The following is a 23,713-nucleotide window of genomic DNA, read 5'->3' as shown; positions in this document are numbered from 1 at the left end:
CCGGCCTGGTCGGACTGGTCCGGATAAGGCCTATCCATTCATGGTCGGGCTGTGCACGGCCATGCCGCGCCGAAGTTAAGTCAGGCTGAAATTAACTTCAACTTAAAATTCAGTGGCACTGAAAATTTTGCCGATCTGTGAATCAACTGGCGGGATGTTCGCCGAACAGCGGAAGAGTGGTGACGGTGAGCATTTCCGCCACGCTGTCACCGACATTGCGCAGGCAGTGACGCTTGCCGGAGTCGAAGTGTACGGAGTCGCCGGGACCAAGCGGATAGCTGTGGCCATCGATGTCGTAGGCAATGCGCCCGCTGAGGACATAGGCGAACTCCGAGCCGTCATGGGTGATCAGTTCGGATTCGTAGCCCACCGGGACCGTCACCTTCACTGCGTTCAACTGGTTGCCGGGGAAGCTGCTGGACAGCCGCTCGTAGCTCAGCGGCTGGCCTTCGATGGTGTAACGCACGCGCTCGCCTTGGTGCGAGTCCGGTGGGATCTGCTGCGGAGAGTCGAAGAGGGCGTTGAGCGGCACGTCCAGCGCCTTGGCGATGCTGGCCAGGGAGGATAGCGAGACGCCGGTGAGATTGCGCTCGGCCTGGGACAGGAAGCTGGCGGTCAGGCCGGACTCGGCGGCTACCTGGGTCAGGGTCTTCTTCGCTGCGCGCCGATAACGGCGCAGGCGTTCTCCGATACGATCTGCGGACATTGGCAAGGCTCTTGTGGGACGCCGGCAGCATACCAGTGTCGTCGGCCGGTGAAAGCATCGAGCCATCAGCGGACGGAAAATCGGCCGCAAGAAGGCAGGACACCGAAAAGCCTTTGACCGGGAATTTCAGTGCTGCTTAAATTTCGGGTCGTTTCATTCCATTCCTCGGGAGAGTCGCATGACATTGGGAGTTGGGGGCGTGAGCCCCGAGCAGGCGCTGGCGAAATTGCAGGTCATGACGGCCGGCGCTCGCCCCATAGCGATCGAGGAGTACCAGGCGCGCATCGCACAACTGCAGCAACTGATGCAGGCACGGGATATCTCGGCGGTATTCGTCGATGCCGGCAGCACGCTGGTCTATTTCACCGGCCTGAAGTGGAGCCCCAGCGAACGGCTGGTGGGCGCGCTGGTGCCGGCGCGGGGCGAAGTGCGCTACATCGCCCCGGCTTTCGAAGAGGGCACGGTGCGCGATCTGCAGGTGCTGCCCGGCAGCATCAGCGTGTGGGCTGAGCATGAGAGTCCGTTCGCCCTGCTGGCTGGAATGCTGGCGGAAATTGAAGTGCGTGAAGGTGCGCGGGTCGGCCTTTCCCACAGCCTGCCGTTCGGCATGTTCGAGCGCCTGCGCCAGGCGACGGGCAAGCTGCAACTGGTGGACGCCGGTGCGCTGATCGAGCAGTGCCGTCGCTGCAAGTCGCCGGCGGAGCTGGCGCTGATGCAGCGGGCGAAGGAGATGACCCTCGAAGTGCACAAGGCCGCTGCGAGCATCCTGCGCGAGGGCATCACCACCACCGAGGTGACGCGCTTCATCGAGGCGGCGCACCGGCAGGTCGGCGCGCCGGGTTCGACCTTCTGCATCGTGCTGTTCGGCGAGGACAGCGCCTTCCCCCACGGCGTGCGCCAACCACGCCCGTTGCGTGAAGGCGACATGGTGCTGATCGACACGGGTTGCCAGTTGTTCGGCTACAACTCGGATATCACCCGCAGCTACGTGTTCGGCTCGCCCAGCGCTCGCCAGCGCGAGCTGTGGAACCTGGAGAAGGCCACGCAGCAGGCTGCGTTCGATGCCGCTGTACTGGGTGAACCCTGCGAGCAGGTGGACGCCGCCGCCCGCCGTTGCCTGGAGGCCGGCGGCCTAGGGCCGGATTACGCGCTGCCCGGATTGCCGCACCGCACCGGCCACGGTATCGGTCTGGATATCCACGAGGGGCCGTACCTGGTACGCGGCGACAGCACGGCGCTGGACGTCGGCATGTGCTTCAGCAACGAGCCGATGATCTGCGTGCCGGGGGCGTTCGGTATCCGTCTGGAGGACCACTTCTACATGACGGCGGAAGGTCCGCGCTGGTTCACCCAGCCGAGTCATTCAGTGGACGATCCGTTCGGCCTGGATGCCTGAAGTTTGGTTTAGGAGCGCGCCATGCCTGCGATCGCGCGCATGGCGCGCTCCTACAGTCAGGGCGCGAGTTCAACCCGCGAGAAGTTGTTCGACCCCAGCGGGCTCAGGGTGAAGCCGCTCACGCCCGGCCGCACCACGGCGAACTGCTTCGGGTAGGCCAGGGCGATCCACGGTGCCTCGCGCTGGTAGATCGCCAAGGCCTGGCGGTAGAGGCCCGCACGGGCTTCCTGATCGGTAATGGCGCGGGCCTTGCGCAGCAGTTCGTCGAACTCCGCGTTGCACCAGCCCGCCTGGTTCTCGCCACTTTTGGCGGCGGCGCAGGAAAGGTTCGGTGTCAGGAAGTTGTCCGGGTCGCCGTTGTCGCCGGCCCAGCCCATGAAGATCAGGTCGTGCTCGCCCTGCTTGGCGCGTTTGATCAGCTCGCCCCATTCGAACACGCGGATGTCCGCCTGGATGCCGATCTGCCCCAGGTCGTTCTGCAGCATCTGTGCGCCGATGCCGGGGTTGGGGTTGGTCGGCCCGCCGCCGGGGCGGGTCCAGATCAACAGTTTCAGGCCGGGCTTGATGCCCGCTTCGCCCAGCAGCTGTTTCGCCCGCGCCGGATCGTGGGGCCAGACCTTGAGTTGCGGATCGGAGCCCCACAGTGTCGGCGGATAAGGCGCCACCGCCAGCGTCGCGGCGCCTTCGCCGAATTGCGCGCGCAGGTAGGCGTCGCGATCGAAGGCGAGGTTGATCGCCTGGCGCACGCGCACGTCGTCCAGCGGCTTGTGCCGGGTATTGATGCCGACATAGGCGACCAGCAGAGAGTCCAGTTCCTCGACCTTCAGCTTCGGGTCCTGGCGCAGCGCGGGTACGTCGGTGGGTTTGGGATAGACGGCGATCTGACAGTCGCCTGCCTTGACCTTCTGGATGCGCACGTTTGGATCGGGAGTGATTGCCAGCAACAGGCGGTCGATCTTCGGCTTGCCGGCCCAGTAGTCGGGATTGGCGTTGAAGCGCACCTGGGCGTCCTTCTGGTAGCGCTGGAAGACGAAGGGGCCGGTGCCGATGGGTAGGTTGTTCAACTGGTCGGCCTTCTCGGCGGCCAGCAGCAGGTCGCCGTATTCGGCGGAATAGATAGAGGCGAAGCCCATCGCCAGGTCGGCGAGGAAGGGCGCCTCGGGATGCCTGAGGGTGAAGCGCACGTGGTGGTCGTCGAGCTTTTCCACCGCGCTGATCAGGCCGGGCAGGCCCATGGCCTCGGCGTAGGGAAAGCCGCGCGGGGCCAGCTTGTTCCATGGATGTTTCGGGTCGAGTTGGCGCTCGAAGCTCCAGAGCACATCGTCGGCGTCGAAGTCGCGGGTCGGGGTGAAGTAGTCGGTGCTGTGGAATTTCACGCCCTGGCGCAGGGCGAAGGTGTACTGCAGGCCGTCGTCGCTGATTTCCCAGCTCTGGGCCAGCGCGGGTACCACGCGGGTGCTGCCGGGGGCGAACTGCACCAGGCGCTCGAAGACCGTTTCGGCCGAGGCATCGGCGGTGGTGGCGGCGGTGTACTGGGTGATGTCGAACCCTTCCGGGCTGGCCTCGGTGCAGACCACCAGGGATTGGCCGAATGCCGGCGCACAGCCGAGCAGGCTGGCGAGGGTCAGGCGGATGAGCGCTTCGCGCACGGCGGCTGCCGAAAGAAAGGGCCGCCGGGAAACCCGGCGGCCGCTGGCCTTACTTGCCGACGCTGACGCCGTAGAACGAGTTCAGCGCGAACGGGCTGATCTTGAAGTCCTGCACCGTCTTGCGCATCGGCTGGTATACGGTGGAGTGGGCGATCGGCGTGATCGGCACCTGCTCCTTGAGGATGTGCTGGGCCTGCTTGTACAGCTCGGTGCGCTTGGCCTGGTCAGAGGTCCGCTTGGCATCCTTGATCAGCTTGTCGTAGGCCGGGTCGCACCATTTGGAGAAGTTGTTGCCGTCCACGGCGTCGCAGCCGTAGAGGGTGCCCAGCCAGTTGTCCGGGTCACCGTTGTCACCGCTCCAGCCGATCAGCATGGCGTCGTGCTCGCCGCCCTTGGCGCGCTTGATGTACTCGCCCCACTCGTAGGTGACGATCTTCGCCTTGATGCCGACCTTGGCCCAGTCGGACTGCAGCATCTCGGCCATCAGCTTGGCGTTGGGGTTGTACGGGCGCTGCACCGGCATGGCCCACAGGGTGATCTCGGTGCCTTCGGCCACGCCGGCCTTCTTCAGCAGTTCCTTGGCCTTTTCCGGGTTGTAGCCGGCGTCCTTGATGCTGTCGTCGTAGGACCACTGGGTCGGCGGCATGCCGTTCACGGCCAGTTGGCCTGCGCCCTGATAGACGGCGTCGATGATCGCCTTCTTGTTCACCGCCATGTCCAGTGCTTCACGCACTTCGAGCTTGTCGAACGGCTTGTGCAGGACGTTGTAGGCGATGTAGCCGAGGTTGAAGCCCGGCTGCGACGGCATGTTCAGGTTCGCATCCTTCTTCAGCGACTCCAGGTCGGCCGGCCGCGGGAAGAGGGTGACCTGGCACTCGTTGGCCTTGAGTTTCTGCATGCGCACCGAAGCGTCGGTGTTGATGGCGAAGATCAGGTTGTCGATCTTCACCTCGCCCTTGTTCCAGTAGTCCGGGTTGGCCTTGAAGCGGATCATTGCGTCCTTCTGGTAGCGACTGAACACGAATGGACCGGTGCCGATCGGCTTCTGGTTGATATCGGCGGCCTTGCCCTGCTTGAGCAGTTGGTCGGCATATTCACCGGACTGGATCGAGGCGAAGCTCATGGCCAGGTTCTGGATGAACGCGGCGTCGACTTCGTTGAGGGTGAACTTGACGGTGTGGTCGTCGACCTTCTCCACCTTGACGATATTCGCGTCCATGCCCATGTCGGTGAAGTAGGGGAATTCGGTCTGGTACGCCTTACGGAACGGGTGGTTCTTGTCGAGCATGCGGTTAAAGGTGAACAGCACGTCGTCGGCGTTGAACTCGCGGGTCGGCTTGAAGTAGTCGGTGGTGTGGAACTTCACGCCGGAACGCAGATGGAAGGTGTAGGTCTTGCCGTCATCGGATACGTCCCACTTTTCCGCCAGGCCCGGGATGACCTGGGTGCCGCCGCGCTCGAACTGGGTGAGGCGATTGAAGACCGTCTCGGCCGAGGCGTCGAAGTCGGTGCCGGTGGTGTACTGGCCGGGGTCGAAGCCCGCGGGGCTGCCTTCGGAGCAGTAGACCAGGTTGTTGGCGGCGTGGGCGAGCGGGGCGCTGGCGATCAGCCCAGCGGCAATCATGGAGCGGATGACGGCGTTCTTACGCATACGGACCTCTGTTTATTCTGGTTGTCATCGAGGGGCAGCCTCGTGAGCTGCGTTGCGTGAAGCTATGCACGGCACATGCCGGGCGCAAGCGGTCGACCGGGGTGAGTGTAGAAGTTGTGACGCGGGTGCAAGGGAATGTCGCAATTTCGACAATGGGAACCGCGCGGTCGGGTGGCGGCGCCCCGGTCCGAAGGAGGCGCCGCGCTGGAGGAGACCGCAGGTGTTACGGCATCTGCACCTCGATCGTGCCGTCGGCGCTGACGGTGACCTGGCTGGTGCCCGCCTCGATTTCCTGTGCCGGGGCGCCGCCGTAGCTATCGGCCTTCATCGCCGCCATGCGCATCACCGGCATCGGGCGCGGCGCGCCGGAGGTGTTCAGGTTCAGGCTGACCAGCTTGTAACCCTTGCCGCCGAGCGCGTCGGTGAGCACCTGGGCGCGGGCCTTGAAGGCATCCACGGCGCCTTTCATCATCGCGTCCTCGTTCTTCGCGCGGGTGGCGTCGGCGATGCTGAAGTCCATGCTGCCCATCTTCAGCTTGCCCAGCAGGTCGGCGGTGAGTTGGGAGAGGGCGGCGAAGTCGGTGCTTTCCAGGCGGATTTCCGCGCGCTCTCGCCAGGCAGTGATTTTCTGCCCCTTGTCGTCATACACCGGATAGCTGCTGCGGCTGCCCAGGCTGACGGTCACGCCTTTCACCTTGCGCGCCTGCTCGACCGCCGCATTCATCGCGGTGGTGGTCTCGGCGGCCAGCTTCGCCGGGTCGGTGCCCTGGCCTTCGCTGAACAGGGTGACGTGCATCAGGTCGTGAGCGACTTCCTGGCTGACCTCGGCGCGCAGCGAAACCTGGTTGTAGCGAGGTTCGTCTGCCAGGGCTCCCAGGCTGGTGGCGCACAGGGCGATGGCGGCGGCGATGGCGGTGAAGGGTTTCTTCAGTACAGACATGGATGACTCCTTGCTCCAGAAAGTGTCCGGGCCACAGCTTAGTAGAGGCGGTGGCGAGGACTGTCAGACCCTGTGACGGACATTTGTTCGCAAGCGGGTTAAGCTCGGATGTCACCAATTGTTTCGGGCTGAGACCGCCGTCACAGGGTGCTGTGGAGTATGCTGTGGCGCTATGCCGCATAAAGGGGAGGGGGCTCTTGGCTATACTCGCGCAAATTCCGGAATTCACCATGCGCCCACCGGTTTTCCAGCTGTCCGCCAGTCGTCAGAATCTTCTGCATCTGACGCTCATCCGTATTCTCGTCCTTGCCGCCCAGGCCGGTTCCGTCGGGCTCGCCTACAAGGCCCAGCTGATCCAGCTGCCTTGGCTTGCGCTCGGCGTGACCATCGGCGTCTCCCTCGTACTGTGCCTGGGTACTGCGCTGCGCCTGCGCGGCCCGTGGCCCGTCACAGAGCTGGAGTATGCCGTCCAGCTTGCCTGCGACCTGGTCATCCACAGCGTGCTGCTCTATTACTCGGGCGGCTCCAGCAATCCCTTCGTCTCCTATTACCTGGTTCCGCTGACCATCGCTGCGGCAACCTTGCCGTGGCTCTATACCATTGCCCTGGCGGGCCTCGCGTTGGCCAGCTATACGGTGCTGCTGGTGTGGTTCCATCCGCTGGAGATGGCTGCCGGGCAGCGCGACAACCTGCTGATCTATGGCATGTGGCTGAGCTTCGCGCTCGCTGCCGCATTGATCACCTTCTTCGTCGCCCGCATGTCCGAATCGCTGCGTCGGCAGGAGCAACTGCAGGCGCAACGCCGCGAGGAAGGCATGCGCGACCAGCAATTGCTGGCTGTCGCCACCCAGGCCGCCGGTGCCGCCCATGAGCTGGGTACGCCGTTGGCGACCATGAGCGTATTGCTCAAGGAATTGCGCCAGACCAATGCGGACCAGCCGATGTTGCAGGAAGATCTCGCCCTGCTGCAGGAGCAGGTCAAGCTCTGCAAGACCACTCTTCAGCATCTGGTGCGCGCCGCCGAGGCGGATCGTCGCCAGGCGGTGGAAGAGCAGGGTGCCAACGAATGGGTCGAATCGGTGCTGCGTCGCTGGCACCTGATGCGCCCCGAGGCGAGCTATCGCTACCAGACGCTGGGCAAAGGCAAGGCGCCGCGGATGACGCCGCCGACCGACCTGAGCCAGGCGCTGCTCAACCTGCTCAATAACGCGACGGACGCCTGTCCGGACGATCTGGACATCCGCCTGGACTGGGATGCCGGTGAAATCTGCCTGAGCATCCGCGATCAGGGCCCAGGCGTGCCGCTGGCGATTGCCGAACAACTCGGCAAGCCGTTCTTTACCACCAAGGGCAAGGGTTTCGGCCTGGGGCTGTTCCTCAGTCAGGCCAGCGTGACCCGCGCGGGTGGAACGGTGAAGTTGTATAACCATGAAGATGGCGGCACTCTGACCGAGTTGCGTCTGCCCAGAAGCTATGGCGTGGCCTGAGGGCCGCGCCCGCGAGGAAGTACCATGAGCGAAGAGATCCTGTTCGAAGGCGAAGAGCAGCCCCACCTGCTGCTGGTGGACGACGATGCCACCTTTACCCGCGTCATGGCCCGCGCCATGACCCGTCGCGGGTTGCGGGTGTCGGTCGCCGGCTCCGCCGAAGAAGGCCTGGCCATGGCCAAGGAAGATCTGCCCGACTACGCCGTGCTCGACCTGAAGATGGATGGCGACTCCGGCCTGGTGTTGCTGCCCAAGCTGCTCGAGCTCGATGCCGAGATGCGCGTGGTGATCCTCACCGGCTACTCCAGCATCGCGACCGCGGTGGAGGCCATCAAGCGCGGCGCCACCAACTACCTGTGCAAACCGGCCGATGCCGACGACGTGCTCACTGCACTGTTGTCACAACATGCGGATCTGGAAACCCTGGTGCCGGAAAACCCCATGTCGGTCGACCGCCTGCAGTGGGAACATATCCAGCGCGTGCTTGCCGAACATGACGGCAACATCTCCGCGACCGCCCGAGCGCTGGGTATGCACCGGCGCACATTGCAACGTAAGCTGCAGAAACGCCCGGTGAGGCGTTAAGCGATCGATAAGACAAAGGAGCGCCAATGAGCGCTCCTTTTTATTTCCAGCCGTGCGAGCCGAACCCATGACCGACAGCGCCGAATACCGGGCCGCGAACGACGCCGTTCGCAGCCGCTTCTTCCACCGAGTCTGGCAACTCACTGCGCCCTACTGGCGCAGCGAAGAGAAGGGCATGGCCTGGTTGCTGCTGATCGTGGTGATCGCCCTGTCGCTGGTCGGCGTTGCCCTCAGCGTCTGGCTCAACAGCTGGTACCGAGACTTCTACAACGCCCTGCAGAACAAGGACCTTAAGAGCTTCATCCACCTGATGCTGATGTTCTGCGGCATTGCCGCGGTGTTCATCCTCACGGCGGTGTACCGGCTGTATCTCACGCAGATGCTCACCATCCGCTGGCGCCGCTGGCTCACGGAGAAGCACTTCGCCGCCTGGCTGGGCGACAAGAACTACTACCGCCTGGAGCAGCGCGGCCACACCGACAACCCCGACCAGCGTCTTTCCGAAGACCTCAACAGCTTCACCGACACCACCCTGACCCTCGGCCTGGGGTTGATCCGCAACATCGTCAGCCTGGTGTCCTTCTCGGTCATCCTGTGGGGCGTGTCCGGCAGCATCGAGCTCTTCGGCATCAACATTCCCGGCTACATGTTCTGGGCGGCACTGCTCTACGCCGCAGTCGGCAGTTGGCTAACCCACCTCATCGCCCGCCGCCTCATCGGCCTGAACAACCGCCAGCAACGCTACGAAGCGGATCTGCGTTTCGGCCTGGTGCGGGTGCGCGAGAACGCCGAAAGCATTGCTCTGTACAACGGCGAGGCCAACGAAAGCAACCGGCTGATGGGGCGCTTCCGCAACGTCTGGGGCAACTTCTGGGAATTGATGAAAGTGCAGAAGCGCCTGACTTTCTTCAGCTCCGGCTATGCACAGATCGCCACCGTATTCCCCTTTATCGTCGCCGCGCCGCGCTATTTCTCCGGACAGATCCAGCTGGGCGAGCTCATGCAGATCAACTCCGCCTTCGGCAACGTGCAGGACGGCCTGAGCTGGTTCATCGACGCCTACGCCAGCCTCGCCAGCTGGCGCGCCACCTGTGACCGTCTGCTGAGCTTCCGCGAGACCATGGACGAGACGGCCCATGAGTCCGCCAACATCGATGTGCGCAAGACCGGCGACAACCTGCAACTGCACAACCTCACGCTGAACCTGGGCAACGGCCGCGAACTGCTGCAGTCCACCAGCCTGGAGTTGAACCCCGGCGAGCACGTGCTGATCGGCGGCCCTTCCGGCGGCGGCAAGAGCACCCTGTTGCGCGCCATGAGCGGCCTGTGGCGCTACGGCAGCGGCGTGGTGCAGATGCCCGACGCGCGCAGCCTGTTTGTCCCGCAGAAGCCCTACCTGCCCATAGGTTCCCTGGCCGAGGCTCTTTGCTACCCGGAGGCAGGCGACCGCCATACCCCCGAGCAGATGAAGCAGGTGCTACACCTGTGCCGCCTGGACTCGCTGGTACCGCGCCTGGATGAGGCCGATCACTGGCAACGCGTGCTCTCTCCGGGCGAACAGCAGCGTCTGGCCATCGCTCGCGCGCTGCTCTTCGCACCACAGTGGCTGTTCCTCGACGAAGCCACCTCGGCGCTGGACGAAACCGACGAGGCCGTGCTTTATCAAGTGCTGCTCGACCAGTTGCCGGGCGTGACCCTGGTCAGCATTGGCCATCGGGTCAGCCTGAAGCTATTCCACCCGCGCCAACTGCGTCTGGAGGAGCATCGTTTGCAGGAGATCGAGTCCGTTTTGCCAGCGTAGTGGCAGTTTGATTCACTGGGATAATGTGATCGCGTTAGTGGGAAACATCTGAAAGTCTTCTCAGGCGGGATGATTTCTTCTTATTTATTTACATTTTTCAGTGTTTAGCCGCTGCGAAGTTTTCAAGAACAGGTACCCTGTGCACCCGGCGGCCATCCGCCGGGTCGAATGCATTCCAACGGTACCGTCATGAAATCCCTTTCCCCCTCACGGCAAGCCCTGACCCGCTCGGACCTGCGCCTGGTCGACACGCGCCGGTATGTGCTGGGCGCCGCCTGCGCATCGCTGGTCCTCGCCGCGGTCGCCTTCGCTGGCGGGTTGTGGCTCGGGCGAGGCCAGGCCGAGCCGGTGATGGTGCCGGTGACCCAGGCCGACGAAGCGCCGGATGAGTCCGGCGAGCGTTTTGCCGCCGAGCGCATCGGCGAGCTGACCGGCCGCCTGCAGGTCCTGGAAAAGGACGCGGACTACCTGCTCAAGGCCGTCGACAGCCACGAGGAGATCGCCCGCAAGCTGTCCAAGGTCGACCCGGAGCTGGTGCCTGCGCCCAAGTCCAAATCCGACTCCACTCGCAACGAGGGCGGTATCCTGCTGCCGCCGCGAGCCTGCGTCGACCCGTTGCCCGCATCGGCTGCCGATCTCGAGCGCAACGAACAATCGGTCAAGTGCCTGCGCCGCGTCTTCGACCTGCTGATGGACCAGGTGGCCCGCCGCAATGCCGCCTTCATGGCCATCCCCGCGCGTCGTCCGATGGAGCAGGCGCGACTGGGTTCGCCTTTCGGCAATCGCGTCGATCCGTTCAACCGCCATCTCGCCTTCCATTCCGGGCAGGACTTCTCGGCGCCTTCTGGCAGCCCGATCCATGCCGCCGCTGGCGGCCGGGTAATCGTTTCCGGCCGGCACGCTTCCTATGGTAATCGCGTGGAAATCGACCATGGCAATGGCCTGGTGACACGCTACGCCCACGCCTCGAAGCTGCTGGTGAAGGTCGGCGACGTTGTGTTGCCGGGGCAGGAGATCGCCAGGGTCGGCTCCACCGGACGCTCCACCGGCCCGCACCTGCATTTCGAAGTGCTCTACCACGGCGAGTTCGTCGACCCGCAGAACTTCCTATCCTTGGGCGGCATGGAGATCGACAGCGATGGCCTGGCCACGGACTAAACGGCCCTCTACCCGCCAGCTGCTGCGCGCCGAGCACCGCCCCCACGTTCCCCGTGGCTTCGCCTGGCTGGGCTGGACGGCGCTGGTGCTCGTCGTGCTGACAGCCCTCGCGCTAGGTGGCTGGCAACTGCGTGCCCGTGACGACGGACAGGTGCGCGAACGCATCGATGCGCTCGAGGCGCAGAACGCCGAGCTGACGCAGGAGCTGGAAGAAAAGCGCCTGCAAGCCGAAGAGGAGCGCGCCAACCGCGAGCAACTGATGCTGCGGATCGACGCGATGTCCGCCGAAATCAAGAAACTCAAGACCGAGCTGGCCTTTTTCCGCCAGCAGAAACCTGGCAAGTAGTACGCGCGAGGAATTGCGATGTTCAGCAACAGCAAGAAGAAAGGCCCGCAGGTGTCGGTGGACAAGTTCTCCAGCCTGCTCTCGGGCAATGTCGATCTGGTCGGCGATATGCAGTTCCAGGACGGCCTGAAGATACTCGGCACGGTGAAAGGCAACGTCAGCCACAAGCCCGGCGCGGCCAGCCTGCTGGCGCTCAGCGCGGAAGGGCGGATCGAAGGCAACGTCAGCAGCTACGACGCACTGATCGACGGCACCATCATCGGCGACCTCTATGTCGAGCACCTGCTGGAACTGCACTCCAACGCGCGGGTGGTCGGCAACATCCAGTATCGCCAGCTGAGCATGGAAAACGGCGCCACCGTGGACGGCAAGCTGACCCGCCTGGCCGACGGCGAAGCCCCCAAGCCGCTGGAGCTGCCGGCTCCGGTGCGCGAAGAGGTAACTGACGCCTGATTTGCCCCGTCGCGGTGGGTACTTAGCTTGCTATGATTGTCGCTCCTCCCGCCCAGACCCTCCCGCGCCATGCTCGCACTCCTGCTCCAGACGTTCAGCATCACCGCCCCGGTCTTCGCCATGCTGTTCCTCGGAGTGCTGCTGCGCCGCGTGGGGGCGATCAATCCGGAGTTCATCCAGACGGCGTCGGCGCTGGTGTTCAACGCCACCATGCCGGCGATGCTGTTCCTCGGCATCTACCACTCCGACCTGCACAGCGCGGCGCGCCCGGAAGTGCTGCTGTACTTCTGCGCGGCGACCCTGGCGGGTTTCCTGTTGGCCTGGGGCTGGGCAGCCTGGCGGGTGCCGCGCGAGGAGCGCGGCGTCTACGTGCAGGGCTCGTTCCGCGGCAACAACGGCATCATCGGCCTGGCGCTGGCCACCAGCCTCTATGGTGACCATGGCTTGGCGCTGGGCTCGGTCCTCGCTGCCTTGGTCATCCTCTGCTACAACACGCTGTCCTCGGTGGTGCTGGCGATCTACAGCCCGAGCATGAAGTCCGACCCGCTGAGCATCGCCCACAACGTCATCTGCAATCCGCTGATCATCAGCGTGCTTGCGGCACTGCCGTTCTCCTGGTTCGGCATCGGCTTGCCGAAGTGGCTGCTGACCTCCGCCGACTACTTCGCGCAGATGACCCTACCGCTGGCGCTGGTGTGCATCGGCGGTACCCTGTCGCTGGCGTCGTTGCGCGAAAGCGGTGGGCTGGCGATCAGCGCGAGCCTGATGAAAATGGTCTGGCTGCCGCTGATCTGCACCTCCGTCGCCTGGGCATTGGGCTTCCGCGGGGCTGAACTGGGCGTGCTGTTCCTCTATTTCGCCAGCCCCACGGCGGCAGCCAGCTATGTCATGGCCCGTGCGGCCAATGGCAATCACGAGCTGGCGGCGTCGATTATCGTCATCACTACCCTGGTGGCGACGCTGACGACCAACATCGGCATCTTCGTCCTGCAGTGGGGCGGCTGGATGTGACTTGGGGGAAGTCGAGATTCTTCAAATGGGTGTTGCGAAAAAGGCTATTCGGTTTGTAGGAAATTTCTGAAAGATCGCCCTGAGTCGCAACGCCGCGCGAACGCCGTTCCGCGCGTCGACAAGACCGGTTACATTTGGCTCCCCCCGCTATGCACGATCAAGGAATGTTCATGCAGCTCACGCGTCGGATGGTTCGTGCCGTCTTTTTTCTGTCAGCCAGTCTCCTGGCTGCGACGGTCGCTGCCGAGCCGAGTGCGGACCTCTCCAGTCCCACCGCCGGCTGGCGCTATTCCGGCCTGACCGATGATCCCAGCGTGCCCCGCGTGGCCTATCCCACACCACCCATCGACCGGGGCGGTTCCCGTGGCCGCAGCCTGATCGAAGGCCACCTGCGCGAAGTGGCCGGCGTCGACCGCGCCCAGCGCCTTGTAGTCAACGGCAACCCGCTCCCTCTCTATACCGACGGCGAAGGCAGGTTCGTCCGTCCGTACAATTTCGGCGCCGGCAGCAACAGCGTCGAGGTGGCCAGCGCCGAGGGCAAATCCCTCAAGCGCATCCAGTTCTACGAGGCCAACAACCACCGGGTCGCGCCGCGCCTGCGCCTGGCGCTGGGCTGGAACGACCCCAAGGCCGAGCTCGACCTGCATATCGTCACGCCCGACGGCCAGCATGCCTTCTGGGCGCGGCCGCGCCTGAGCAATGGCGGCGGCCTCGACCCGGACGGCGTCGATGGCCCCGGTCCGGAAATGTTCACCATGGCCGCGCCGCTGCACGGCACCTACCTGGTCTACGTGAACTACTGGGGCAACTACAACGCCAGCCAGGGTTACAACTTCCAGGAAGGCAACCACGAGCAGGACGTGATCACCGCCGAGATCAACCTGGTGTTCAACGAAAATACCGTCAACGAGAAGCGCGAGACCTTCGTGGTGCCTATGCGCACCATCGGTGATCTGGTGCTGGTGAAGACCTTCAACTACTGAATTCGCCCCTCGCAGGGATGACACGGGACAAGCGATCCATGAGCGACAATACGCCCTCCAGCAGCCAAGACAGCACCTCCACGCCGACGCCGGCCCAGGCCCCGGGCCGTGGTCCGCTGATCGCCATCGGCGCGCTCGCCGCCGCGCTGGTCGCCGGTGGCCTGGCCCTGGCCTTCGGCTTGATCCCGGCTTTCCATTCGGCGCCGGTGGGGACCCTGGAAGCGCCGGAAAGCCCGGAAGTGGTCCGCGACCTCAAGCGCCCCGACGCGCTGATCGAGAGCGCCTCCCTCAGCCAGTTGCCCAAGGCCGTGCTGGAAGTGCCGCTGCTGCGCGACGTGCTCACCGAGGACTTCGTCTTCTACTACGAGAACAACGCCGACCGCCTGGGCCTGACCGGCACCCTGCGGCGCATCGTCTACGAGCACGACCTGACCCTGAAGGACAGCGTGATCGAGGAACTGCTCGACCAGCCGGCCCAGGTCGCCCTGTGGCGCGGTGCCGATGGCCGTCTGCGCGACTTCATGGTGGTGCTCAAGCGCGGCGGCCTGGCCAAGGTGCTGGAGCCGCTGGCCAGGATCGCGGCCGATGACAGCCAGCTGAAGAAGGTCGCGGAAATCCAGGTGAAGAGCAGCGCCACGCCGGTCTACAGCCTGCGCTATGGCGCCGAGAAGACCCTGCTGTTCGTCTCCCGTGGCGACCAGATGCTGGTTCTGTCGAACCCGAAGATGCTCTTCCCCAACCCGGATTACGACAACCTGGGCGAGCCCGATGCCGCCGTCGCCAAGGACCTGGGCAGCGCGCTGGAAGGCGAGCCTTTGTTCGCCAAGGACTTCTCCCTGGAGCCGCGTGGCGAGATGAAGCAGCGCATCACCCTGGGCGCTGGTGTTCTCGCCATGGGCTACCAACGCTTCATCCCGACCTTCGCTGGCGTGCGCTTCGAACAGGGCAAGGACGGCTGGCACAGCTACCTGGCGCTCAACGAGGTTGCCCGCCAGCCGGACCTGGACTTCACCCCTGTCTGGCAGGCCATGCCCATGGGCGCCAGCGCCTGCGTCGCGCTGCCGGTCACGCCGGGCCTGTACGACAACATGCTGGTGAAGCTGGGCGCCGAGCAGAAGATGGCCGCCGCCTTCTCCGAGCACCTCTCCGGCGCTGCCGGTCTGTGCTGGTACCCGGACTCGCGCCTGCACTCGCCGCTGCTCGCGGTGAAGCTCGACGCGCCGGCCAGCCCCGAGCTGGACGAGCAACTCGGCAAGCTGTTCGGCAGCATGATCGGCGCCTACGAGGCCAACGTGGAGGCCGGCGCCTTCGAGGTTGAAAGTCGTGCCGAGGGCGAAGGTCACCTGTGGCAGCGTCAGGTCAGCTCGCGCTTCGGCCAGTACCCGGCCAGCGAGGCGGAGAATCCCGACCAGGTCAGCGGCAACGGCTTCTTCCGCGTCAGCCTGCTGCGCGATGGCAACACCCTGCTGTTCTCCATCGACGACAAGCTGCTCGACAAGGCCCGCAACACCCTGGCCAAGCGCTACCCGCCGCTGGCCGACGTGCTGCCCAAGGACGCCCTGGTGCCCGCGTACCTGGCGCCCAAGACGCTGTCCGCACTGCTCCAGCGCGAGACCCTGGACAGCCTGCCGCAGGACATCGAGCCGGTATTCCGCAACGCCGCCGACACGCTGCTCCTGCCGCGCCTGAAGACTCTCGCCGGCAACGGCTCCTACGCCCTGACCCTGCCGGCTGGCAGCGAGCCCAGCGGTGAGTGGGAGTGGTTGCCGCTGGAATGGAAGGCGCTGTGATCCGCAAACCCCTCATGCTGCTGGCCAGTCTGCTTGTCGCCACGCTGGCGCACGCAACGGAGCCGGCGCTGGATGCGCAGCAGACCCAGGTGTTCCGCGCCTGGTTCGTGCGCATCGCCGAGGAGCAACTGCGTCGCGGGCCGAACCCGCGCTGGTACCAGCAGGACTGCGCCGGCCTCGTGCGCTTCGCCGCCAACGAGGCGCTGAAGGTGCATGACGCCAAGTGGCTGCGCGCCAACGGCATGTCCAACCGCTACCTGCCGCCGGAGCTGGAACTGTCCGACGCACAGCGCAATCTCGCGCAGACCTGGCAGCAGGGCGGCGGCAAGACCGGCCCCTACGTCAACGCGATCAAACTCATTCAATACAACAGCCAGCTCGTTGGTCGCGACCTCAACCAGGCGCGTCCCGGCGACCTGATGTTCTTCGACCAGGGCGATGACCAGCATCTGATGATCTGGATGGGCCGCGACATCGCTTATCACACCGGCACTCGTACGGCGACCGACAACGGCATGCGCTCGGTCAGCCTGCAACAACTCATGACATGGAAGGACACCCGATGGATACCCGACGAATCCAATCCCAACTTTATCGGCGTCTATCGCTTGTCCTTCCTGACCCGATGAACGCGCTGCGCGGCATTGCCGCTGCCCTGGCCTGCGCCGGCCTGTTCGCCGCCGCGCCCGCGATCGTGCAGGCGGACGATGACGTCCCGGCGAGCAACTACGCGCCCATGGCTGGCGAGTCGTTCTTCCTGCTCGCCGACTCAAGCTTCGCTTCCGACGAGGTGGCCAAGGTGCGCCTGGAAGCGCCAGGCCGTGACTACCGCCGCTACCGCATGGAGCCATACGGTGGCGCGGATATCCGCGTCTACCGCATCGACAAGCCGCTGGACTTCCTCAAGCGCCAGAAGAACCTGCACCGCGTGCTGTCCGAAGGGCAGTTCAAGGGCGAGGGCCTGTCCAACACCCTGGCCTACCTGTGGGACAACTGGTACCGCAAGTCGCGCCGGGTGATGCAGCGGACCTTCTCCTACGAGTCGCGCCAGCAGGTCACCGAGGTGGTGCCCGAGCTGAAGATGGGCAATGCCATGCGCGCGCCGACGCCCTATGACGCGCAGCCGCAGTACGCGCCGATTCCCGGCCTGCCGATGGTCAGCCAGTTCCGCTATCCATTGTGGGACGCCAAACCGATCCAGCCGCCGAAGGAAGTCAGCCTCGCCGGCTCTTCCAGCGAGTTCATCAATGTCGCACCGGGCAACGTCTACGTGCCGCTGGGCAAGCTGAAGCCCGGCCTGTACCTGGTCGAGGCGCTGGTCGGCAAATACCGCGCGACCACCGTGGTATTCGTCTCCAACAGCGTTGCGGTGAGCAAGATCGCCGGCAATGAGCTGCTGGTGTGGACCGCGCGCAAGCACGAAGGCACGCCAGTGGGCGGCGCCAAGGTGCTGTGGACCGATGGTCTGGGCGTGATGAGCAGCGGCAGCAGCGACGCCGACGGCCTGCTGCGCCTGCAGCACGTCAGCCCCGAGCGCTCCTTCGTGATCGGCGAGGACGAGGAGGGTGGCGTCTTCGTCTCCGAGAACTTCTACTACGACAGCGAAATCTACGACACCAAACTCTACGCCTTCACCGACCGCCCGCTGTACCGTCCGGGCGACTGGGTATCGCTGAAGATCGTCGGTCGCGAATTCAAGAACTCCCGCGAGTCGCAGTCGCCGCAGAGCGCGCCGCTGCGCCTGTCGGTGATCGACGCCGCCGGCACCACGCTGCAGACCCTCGACCTCAAGTACGACGCCAGGAGCGGCACCAATGGCCGCTTCCAGCTGCCGGCCAACGCCGTCGCCGGCGGCTACGAGCTGCGCTTCGACTACCGCGACCAGACCTACAGCAGCGCCTTCCGCGTCGCCGAGTACATCAAGCCGCACTTCGAGATTTCCCTCGACCTGGCCAAGCCGGACTTCAAGACCGGCGAGCCGGTGAAGGGCAACCTGATCCTGCTCTACCCGGACGGCAAGCCGGTGGCCAATGCGCGCCTGGAGCTGAGCCTGCGCGCCCAGCAGCTGTCGATGGTGGACAACGAGCTGCAGTACCTCGGCCAGTTCCCCGTGGAGCTGACCAGCGCACAGATCACCACCGACGAGCAGGGCCGCGCCGCGCTGGACCTGCCGGCGGCGGAGAAACCCAGCCGCTACATGCTCACCGTGTTTGCCAGCGATGGCGCCGCGTACCGCGTGAAGACCAGCAAGGAAATCCTCATCGAGCGTGGCGCCGCGCGCTACCGCGTGAGCGCGCCGCAGCGCTTCAGCGCCGCCGGTGACAAGGTCGAGTTCAGCTACGCCGCCGAACAGCAGACCCAGATCCAGCCCACAGCCTACCGCTGGCTACGCCTGGAAGACCGCAGCAGCGGCGACGGCGCAGTCGAAGGCGGCAAGTTCGCCATTACCTTCGACAAGCCCGGCACCTACAGCGTCGAGCTGCGCGACAAGGCCGGTCAACTGCTCGGCGGTACCGGCCACTCGGTCAGCGGCGATGGCGTGAAGGCCGTCCCGGGCACCGTGGAAATCGTCCTCGACAAGGCCGAGTACCAGACCGGCGAAGAAGCCTTGGCGCTGATCACCTTCCCCGAGCCGGTGGACGACGCGCTGTTGTCGCTGGAGCGCGACAAGGTCGAGGCCACCGCGCTGCTGTCCAAGGGCGGCGACTGGCTGAAGCTGGAAAAGCTCAACCCGACCCAGTACCGCGCCCGCATTCCGGTGAAGGCCGAGTTCTCGCCGAACCTGACCTTCTCCGTGCTCTACACCCGCAGCGGTGACTACAGCTTCCAGAACGCCGGCATCAAGGTCGCCGTGCCGCAGGTGGAGATCGCCGTCAGCACCGACAAGGAACGCTACGAGCCGGGCGAGACGGTCACCGTCAACCTCGACACCGCCTACGCTGGCAAGCCTGTCTCCAGCCACCTCACCGTGAGTGTGGTGGACGAGATGATCTACGCACTGCAGCCGGAGATCGCGCCGGGTATCGACCAGTTCTTCTACCACCCGCGCCGCAACAACGTGCGCACCAGTGCCAGCCTCGCGTTCATCAGCTACGACGTGGCACTGCCCGGTTCGCCCAGCGCGCCCGGCCGCGCCAACCGCAGCGAGCGTGGCGTGAAGGTGCTGGAGCGCCCGCGCCGCGAGGAAGTCGACACCGCAGCCTGGGAGCCGGAACTGGTCACCGACGCCAACGGCAAGGCCCAGTTCAAGTTCCGCATGCCCGACTCCCTGACCCGCTGGCGCATCACCGCCCGTGCCATGGATGACCAGGGGCAGGTCGGCCAGAAGAAGCAGTTCATTCGCTCTGAGAAGCCGCTTTATCTGAAGTGGAGTGGCCCGAAACGCTTCCGCACGGGCGATGCGCCGGACCTGGGACTGTTCGTCTTCAACCAGGGCGAGCAGGACACCAAGGCCGAGTTGCTGATCCGCGCCAATGGCGCGGAGAAGACTCAGGCGCTGGACCTCAAGCGTGGCGTCAACTACATCGCCCTGCCGCAACAGCCGCTCAGCGATGGCGACTGGAGCGTCGAACTGCGTCAGGAAGGCCAGGTGCGCGACAGCCTCGGTGTGCACTTCAGCCTCGTGGCGGACAGCTGGCAGGTGCTGCAGTCCAGGCCGCTGCAGGTCAACGCGCAGAACACCCCGCTGCAGCTGCCGGCAGATGCCCGCGACGTCAGCCTGCGCCTGGATGACAGCGCCCAGGCCCTGCTGCGCGGCAATCTCGACTCGCTGCTCGACTACCCCTGGGGGGGCGTCGAGCAGACCGCCAGCCAATTGCTGCCGCTGAGTGTGGCCTACCCGATGCTGGCCAACGGCGAGCCGCGTGTGCGCGACCGCCTGCGGCTGATCATGCAGACCAGCCGCCTGCGCCTGGTGCAGATGGCCGGCCCGGACGCCTACTTCACCTGGTGGGGCGGCGAAGACTACGACGCCTTCCTCACCGCCTATGCCTACTACGCCGACTGGCACGCCAGCCGCGCCCTGGAAATCCAGCTGCCGCCGGACCACTGGCAGCGCGTCCTGGAGCTTTACTCCGCACGCGCCAGCGCCACGCCGCTGCTGCAGCGCGCGCTGATCCTGGCCTTTGCCCGCGACATGAAGTTGCCGGTGCAGACCCTGGTCAGCGGCCTGCTCACTGACCTGGAGAACGCCGGCAACGGCGAGGCGGCGAAGTCGGTGAACGACTTCGACAGCGACGACAGCCTGGTCATGGGCCAGCCGGACTCCGAGCTGGGCCTGGCAGTGGCCCGTGTACTGACGGCCAGCCTGGCCGAGCAGAACAAGGTTGCGCTGCCGTCCGGGTTCGCCAGGCAACTGGATGGTGCGCGCCTGAAGCTCAATACCAGCGACCAGCCGTTCGCCCGTGCCGTGCAGCTCTACAGCGGTACTGTCGATGCCAGCCGTGCCCGCGCCCTGCTGCAGAGCCTGGCGCCGCAGCAATCCACCGTCGAACGCGCCCTGGCGCTGACCTGGATGCAGCGCGCCGTGGCCGATGCCCCGGCTGCCGAGCTGCCCAAACCGGTCGCGGACTGGAAGGAAAGCCACAGCACTACCGGCGATGCCTTCTGGCAATGGCAGGGCAAGGACGTGCCTGCGCAGCTGGACCTGAGCGCCGCGCCTTCGCGTCCGCTCAACGCTTCCGTGACCTTCCGCAGCGCCGAAGCGCCGGCCAGCCAGCTGCCCGTGACCATCAAGCGCCGCCTGCTGCGCCTGGTGCCGGGCGAGGACGCCTTCGCCTTCAGCGCCGAGGAACTGGGCGACAAGCCGCTGTCCAGCGACGAGCTGTACCTGGATGAAGTGACCCTGACCACCGAGCAGGCCCAAGCGCTGCGCTACGGCATGCTGGAAGTACCGCTGCCGCCGGGCGCGGACGTCGAGCGCACCACCTGGGGCCTGCAGATCAGCGGCCTGGGCGGTGTCGAGGCGACCAGCCTGGAGCGCGCCCGCAACGAGCCGGGTGACCTGTTCTATGGCGTGCCGGTGGACACCCTGGGCGGCGAGCTGCGCTTCCGTCATCTGGTTCGCTTCTCGCAGAAGGGCGAATTCGTCCTGCCGCCGGCGCGTTACCAGCGCCTCTATGCGCCGCAGGAGCAGGCGCTGGAGCAGCAGCCGGCCCTGGCGAAGATCAAGGTTCAGTAATCGATGCGCGCGCGTCTGGTCGGGCTGATCCTGCTGTTGCCGCTGAGTGCCCTCGCGGCGCCCGGCTCGCAAGAGCAGGCGCAGCTGGCCTGGCGCACCGCGCAGGGCGACGAACTGCTGCGGCTCGGGCCGCAGCAGGTGCTCGATCGCCAGCCATTGCCGGCCGACCTGCAGGCTCCGCTGGGCAGCCTGTGGAAGCTGTTCGTCTACGCCTGGCTGAACGACACCGAGCAGCAGGAGCCGGCTTATCAGTGCCGCGGCGAAAGCAAGGAAGAGGTGTATTGCTGCACGGCGGGGCAGAGCATCGAGCGCGACGCCGCGCTGGTGAAATCCTGCGGCCTGTACTTCCAGCCGCAGCGCCTGGGCATCGATGCTGCGGACTGGCAGCAATATTGGCAGGCCCGCCACGCGCCGGCCTGGATCGCCCTGCTGGACAAGCTGGCGCCGCAGACCCAAGTACCGGTCGCCGAACTGCTCGATCAACTGCAGCACCTGCCGGCCCAGGAGCAGGCGCGCAAGGTGCTGCTCGATGTCAGCCTGGCCGCCGACGAAGGCCGCGCACCTGCCGCTTTGGGTGGGCGCCTGCGGGTGAAGACCTGGAGTTGGGATGAAGGCGGTCGGCGCGAGGGCGGCTTCGCCGGTTGGCTGGTCGACGGCACGCCGCTCTGGGCGCGCGGGCCGGGGACCAGCAAGACAGTGCTGGCCGGGTACGGCAACGCCATCGGTGCCGCGCTGCCGGCGCCGTGGCCCAGCGATCCGGGGCGTTGCGTCGAAGTCGGGCTGTTCAGCCGCTATCCGCTGAAAGAGGTCTACGACGTGCGCAATCAGCCCGCCGCCGAAGGCCTGCTGGCGGGCCGGCAGAATGTGTTGTTCGCCAATGGCGTTCGACTCGACGTGAACAGCAGCGGCGACCTTTTCCTCGAGCGCGATGCGCAGGGGCCGCGCCTGACTGCCCGCCTGTCCCGCGAGGAGTACGTCGCCCGCGTGCTCGACCGCGAGGCTTCCGCTACGCCGCCGGAAGCGGCCAAGGCGCTGGCGGTGACCATCCGCACTTATCTCTTGCAGAACGGCGCCCCGCGCGGCGACTGCCTGAGTATCGACGACAGCAGCCAGCGCCAGCGTGTGGCGCCACGTCCGGCCAGCGAGGCGGCGCGTGGCATAGCGGCCTGGACCGACGATCTGGTGCTGGCTGGCGGCACCGTCACTTACCATTCGGACGAGGCGGGGCAGTCGAAACTGTCCTGGCGCGACGCCCAGGAGCAGGCCGCCAAAGGCCTGCGCTACGACGCGATTCTCGCCCGCGCTTTCCCACGCACCAGCCTCAGCCGCTGGAGCAACCCGACTGCTGCCTGCCAGCCACTGCCTGAGGCCGAGCGCTGGCTGAAGGCGCAGCGCCGCGACTGGCGCCCACGCCTGGAAACCGAGGCTGGCTATGAGGAACTGCAGTCCTTCGCCGTGTGCCGCCTGAGCAGTGGCCGGCCCTACGTCGACCGCGAGCGCCAGCGCATCTATGTGCGCGGCCTTTACTCCCAGCAGGACCGCCTCGACCTGGCTCATGAATACCTGCACCTGGCCTTCCAGGCGCACCCCAATGGACAAGACGAGGGCTACGTGGAAAGCCTGGCCCGTCGCCTGATACTGGAATGATCAGCATGAAACTCGCCCACATGCTCCGCCTGTCCCTGTTCGCCAGCCTGATCCCGCTGGGCGCGCATGCTGCCGAATCACCGATCAGCCTGGATACTCCACTGGGAGGCTGGCGCTCGGGCGATGGCGACAAAGCCGACTTTCGACAGACGGTGAACTATCCGGCGTCATCGGTGAACTCGCGGGAGGAGCAGTCCGATACCGCGCGTATTCGTGGCGAAATCCGTGGCTTGCCCAAGGACAGCAAGGAGCCGGCGCGTCTGGTAGTCAACGGTGTGGCCATGCCGATGCGGGTGGAGAGCGACGGCAAGTTCGACCGTCCGTTCGCCTTCCCGGCGGGCTCCAACAGCGTCGAAGTCGTCAGCCCGGACGGCCAGCAGCGCAAGCGCGTGCAGTTCTACCACGGCGGTGGTGGCGGCGAGGTGGCGGCCAAGCTGCGGGTCATGCTGTCCTGGGATTCGGACAACACCGACCTTGACCTGCACCTGGTGACGCCCGATGGCGGGCACGTCTGGTACGGCAACCGGTCGCTGCCCAATGGTGCTGCCCAGGACGTCGACGTGACCACCGGCTACGGCCCGGAAATCATCGCGAGCCCGACGCCGCTCAAAGGCCAGTACCTGGTCTACGTGAACTACTACGGTGGTGGCTGGAGTTCGGATGAGAGCTCCGGCGACGTGAACGCGGCCAAGCCGCTGACCACAGCGCAGGTGACCATCGTCACGGAGGAGGGGGCGGTGAACGAGAAGCAGGAGTCTTTCCTGATCCCGATGCGCCAGCCGGGGGAGCTGACGCTGGTCAAACGGTTCAGTTACCCGTAAGGCCAGAATCGCTTTCGTAGGAGCAACTGTCTTCACACGGCACCTGTCCTCCAACCGGTGCCGTCTCTCACCATCGCGTTGATCCGCACGATCAGTACGCGCATGCATGC

18 protein-coding genes are annotated in these 23,713 nt (G+C 65.5%); 14 read left to right on the top strand and 4 right to left on the bottom strand.

Annotated elements, in window-relative coordinates; all coding sequences use genetic code 11:
• Nucleotides 1–142 precede the first annotated feature (142 nt).
• Nucleotides 143–706, bottom strand: coding sequence for a helix-turn-helix domain-containing protein (locus ACIPK7_RS24940; RefSeq protein ID WP_192431599.1), 564 nt, complete (start codon nucleotides 704–706; stop codon nucleotides 143–145).
• Nucleotides 707–884: 178 nt separating this feature from the next.
• Between ACIPK7_RS24940 and ACIPK7_RS24935 the strand changes: the two genes are divergently transcribed.
• Nucleotides 885–2,102, top strand: a complete 1,218-nt coding sequence (locus ACIPK7_RS24935) for a M24 family metallopeptidase (protein WP_401090836.1) — start codon at nucleotides 885–887, stop codon at nucleotides 2,100–2,102.
• Nucleotides 2,103–2,158: 56 nt separating this feature from the next.
• Here ACIPK7_RS24935 and ACIPK7_RS24930 read toward each other — a convergent pair whose 3' ends face one another.
• From ACIPK7_RS24930 to ACIPK7_RS24920, 3 genes are all read right to left on the bottom strand, one after another.
• Nucleotides 2,159–3,751 (bottom strand): ABC transporter substrate-binding protein, encoded by a 1,593-nt coding sequence (locus ACIPK7_RS24930; RefSeq protein WP_401090834.1) that lies wholly within the window; start codon nucleotides 3,749–3,751, stop codon nucleotides 2,159–2,161.
• Nucleotides 3,752–3,800: 49 nt separating this feature from the next.
• Nucleotides 3,801–5,402, bottom strand: a complete 1,602-nt coding sequence (locus ACIPK7_RS24925) for an ABC transporter substrate-binding protein (RefSeq protein WP_401090832.1) — start codon at nucleotides 5,400–5,402, stop codon at nucleotides 3,801–3,803.
• A gap of 223 nt (nucleotides 5,403–5,625) precedes the next feature.
• Nucleotides 5,626–6,342, bottom strand: a complete 717-nt coding sequence (locus ACIPK7_RS24920) for an SIMPL domain-containing protein (RefSeq protein WP_401090830.1) — start codon at nucleotides 6,340–6,342, stop codon at nucleotides 5,626–5,628.
• 230 nt (nucleotides 6,343–6,572) lie between these two features.
• Here ACIPK7_RS24920 and ACIPK7_RS24915 point away from each other — a divergent pair, with 230 nt between their 5' ends.
• From ACIPK7_RS24915 to ACIPK7_RS24855, 13 genes are all read left to right on the top strand, one after another.
• Entirely contained in the window at nucleotides 6,573–7,829 is a 1,257-nt protein-coding gene (locus tag ACIPK7_RS24915; RefSeq protein WP_045209553.1) for an ATP-binding protein, read from the top strand.
• A 24-nt stretch (nucleotides 7,830–7,853) separates the two neighbouring features.
• Complete coding sequence (locus ACIPK7_RS24910; protein ID WP_017518181.1) at nucleotides 7,854–8,414, top strand: response regulator transcription factor; 561 nt, start codon at nucleotides 7,854–7,856, stop codon at nucleotides 8,412–8,414.
• 67 nt (nucleotides 8,415–8,481) lie between these two features.
• Nucleotides 8,482–10,215, top strand: coding sequence for an ABC transporter ATP-binding protein/permease (locus ACIPK7_RS24905; RefSeq protein WP_401090827.1), 1,734 nt, complete (start codon nucleotides 8,482–8,484; stop codon nucleotides 10,213–10,215).
• Nucleotides 10,216–10,404: 189 nt separating this feature from the next.
• A complete protein-coding gene (locus ACIPK7_RS24900) occupies nucleotides 10,405–11,373 on the top strand; it encodes a M23 family metallopeptidase (RefSeq protein ID WP_192431593.1) in 969 nt (322 codons plus the stop codon).
• Complete coding sequence (locus ACIPK7_RS24895; protein WP_401090825.1) at nucleotides 11,354–11,719, top strand: hypothetical protein; 366 nt, start codon at nucleotides 11,354–11,356, stop codon at nucleotides 11,717–11,719. The genes ACIPK7_RS24900 and ACIPK7_RS24895 overlap by 20 nt, the downstream gene beginning before the upstream one ends.
• Nucleotides 11,720–11,737: 18 nt before the next feature.
• Nucleotides 11,738–12,172 (top strand): polymer-forming cytoskeletal protein, encoded by a 435-nt coding sequence (locus ACIPK7_RS24890; protein WP_192431592.1) that lies wholly within the window; start codon nucleotides 11,738–11,740, stop codon nucleotides 12,170–12,172.
• 69 nt (nucleotides 12,173–12,241) lie between these two features.
• Nucleotides 12,242–13,183, top strand: coding sequence for an AEC family transporter (locus tag ACIPK7_RS24885; RefSeq protein ID WP_401090823.1), 942 nt, complete (start codon nucleotides 12,242–12,244; stop codon nucleotides 13,181–13,183).
• A 188-nt stretch (nucleotides 13,184–13,371) separates the two neighbouring features.
• A complete protein-coding gene (locus ACIPK7_RS24880; RefSeq protein ID WP_401090994.1) occupies nucleotides 13,372–14,166 on the top strand; it encodes a YfaP family protein in 795 nt (264 codons plus the stop codon).
• A gap of 38 nt (nucleotides 14,167–14,204) precedes the next feature.
• Entirely contained in the window at nucleotides 14,205–15,956 is a 1,752-nt protein-coding gene (locus ACIPK7_RS24875; protein WP_401090821.1) for a DUF2138 domain-containing protein, read from the top strand.
• 14 nt (nucleotides 15,957–15,970) lie between these two features.
• On the top strand, nucleotides 15,971–16,585 hold the full coding sequence (locus ACIPK7_RS24870; RefSeq protein ID WP_225594755.1) for a DUF1175 domain-containing protein: 615 nt from the start codon (nucleotides 15,971–15,973) through the stop codon (nucleotides 16,583–16,585).
• The gene (locus ACIPK7_RS24865) at nucleotides 16,582–21,135 is read left to right on the top strand and encodes an alpha-2-macroglobulin family protein (RefSeq protein ID WP_401090820.1); all 4,554 of its coding nucleotides are present in this window, start codon (nucleotides 16,582–16,584) and stop codon (nucleotides 21,133–21,135) included. Before ACIPK7_RS24870 ends, ACIPK7_RS24865 begins: the two co-directional genes overlap by 4 nt.
• 3 nt (nucleotides 21,136–21,138) lie before the next feature.
• Complete coding sequence (locus ACIPK7_RS24860) at nucleotides 21,139–22,782, top strand: DUF2300 domain-containing protein (RefSeq protein ID WP_401090818.1); 1,644 nt, start codon at nucleotides 21,139–21,141, stop codon at nucleotides 22,780–22,782.
• Between the two features lie 20 nt (nucleotides 22,783–22,802).
• Nucleotides 22,803–23,603, top strand: coding sequence for a YfaP family protein (locus ACIPK7_RS24855; RefSeq protein WP_401090992.1), 801 nt, complete (start codon nucleotides 22,803–22,805; stop codon nucleotides 23,601–23,603).
• Nucleotides 23,604–23,713: the final 110 nt, after the last annotated feature.

It is taken from the genome of Pseudomonas sp. NPDC086581 (assembly GCF_044746165.1).
In the GTDB taxonomy this organism is placed as follows: domain Bacteria; phylum Pseudomonadota; class Gammaproteobacteria; order Pseudomonadales; family Pseudomonadaceae; genus Pseudomonas.
The sequence above is the reverse complement of the archived record's forward strand: the minus strand, read 5'-3'. Positions and strand labels throughout refer to the sequence as shown.

Coding starts and splice junctions, on each gene's coding strand:
- ACIPK7_RS24935 (WP_401090836.1), top strand. CDS start 885: ATGACATTGGGAGTTGGGGGCGTGAGCCCCGAGCAGGCGCTGGCGAAA.
- ACIPK7_RS24860 (WP_401090818.1), top strand. CDS start 21,139: ATGCGCGCGCGTCTGGTCGGGCTGATCCTGCTGTTGCCGCTGAGTGCC.
- ACIPK7_RS24910 (WP_017518181.1), top strand. CDS start 7,854: ATGAGCGAAGAGATCCTGTTCGAAGGCGAAGAGCAGCCCCACCTGCTG.
- ACIPK7_RS24890 (WP_192431592.1), top strand. CDS start 11,738: ATGTTCAGCAACAGCAAGAAGAAAGGCCCGCAGGTGTCGGTGGACAAG.
- ACIPK7_RS24865 (WP_401090820.1), top strand. CDS start 16,582: ATGAACGCGCTGCGCGGCATTGCCGCTGCCCTGGCCTGCGCCGGCCTG.
- ACIPK7_RS24905 (WP_401090827.1), top strand. CDS start 8,482: ATGACCGACAGCGCCGAATACCGGGCCGCGAACGACGCCGTTCGCAGC.
- ACIPK7_RS24870 (WP_225594755.1), top strand. CDS start 15,971: ATGCTGCTGGCCAGTCTGCTTGTCGCCACGCTGGCGCACGCAACGGAG.
- ACIPK7_RS24855 (WP_401090992.1), top strand. CDS start 22,803: ATGCTCCGCCTGTCCCTGTTCGCCAGCCTGATCCCGCTGGGCGCGCAT.
- ACIPK7_RS24885 (WP_401090823.1), top strand. CDS start 12,242: ATGCTCGCACTCCTGCTCCAGACGTTCAGCATCACCGCCCCGGTCTTC.
- ACIPK7_RS24925 (WP_401090832.1), bottom strand. CDS start 5,402: ATGCGTAAGAACGCCGTCATCCGCTCCATGATTGCCGCTGGGCTGATC.
- ACIPK7_RS24895 (WP_401090825.1), top strand. CDS start 11,354: ATGGCCTGGCCACGGACTAAACGGCCCTCTACCCGCCAGCTGCTGCGC.
- ACIPK7_RS24915 (WP_045209553.1), top strand. CDS start 6,573: ATGCGCCCACCGGTTTTCCAGCTGTCCGCCAGTCGTCAGAATCTTCTG.
- ACIPK7_RS24940 (WP_192431599.1), bottom strand. CDS start 706: ATGTCCGCAGATCGTATCGGAGAACGCCTGCGCCGTTATCGGCGCGCA.
- ACIPK7_RS24880 (WP_401090994.1), top strand. CDS start 13,372: ATGGTTCGTGCCGTCTTTTTTCTGTCAGCCAGTCTCCTGGCTGCGACG.
- ACIPK7_RS24920 (WP_401090830.1), bottom strand. CDS start 6,342: ATGTCTGTACTGAAGAAACCCTTCACCGCCATCGCCGCCGCCATCGCC.
- ACIPK7_RS24900 (WP_192431593.1), top strand. CDS start 10,405: ATGAAATCCCTTTCCCCCTCACGGCAAGCCCTGACCCGCTCGGACCTG.
- ACIPK7_RS24875 (WP_401090821.1), top strand. CDS start 14,205: ATGAGCGACAATACGCCCTCCAGCAGCCAAGACAGCACCTCCACGCCG.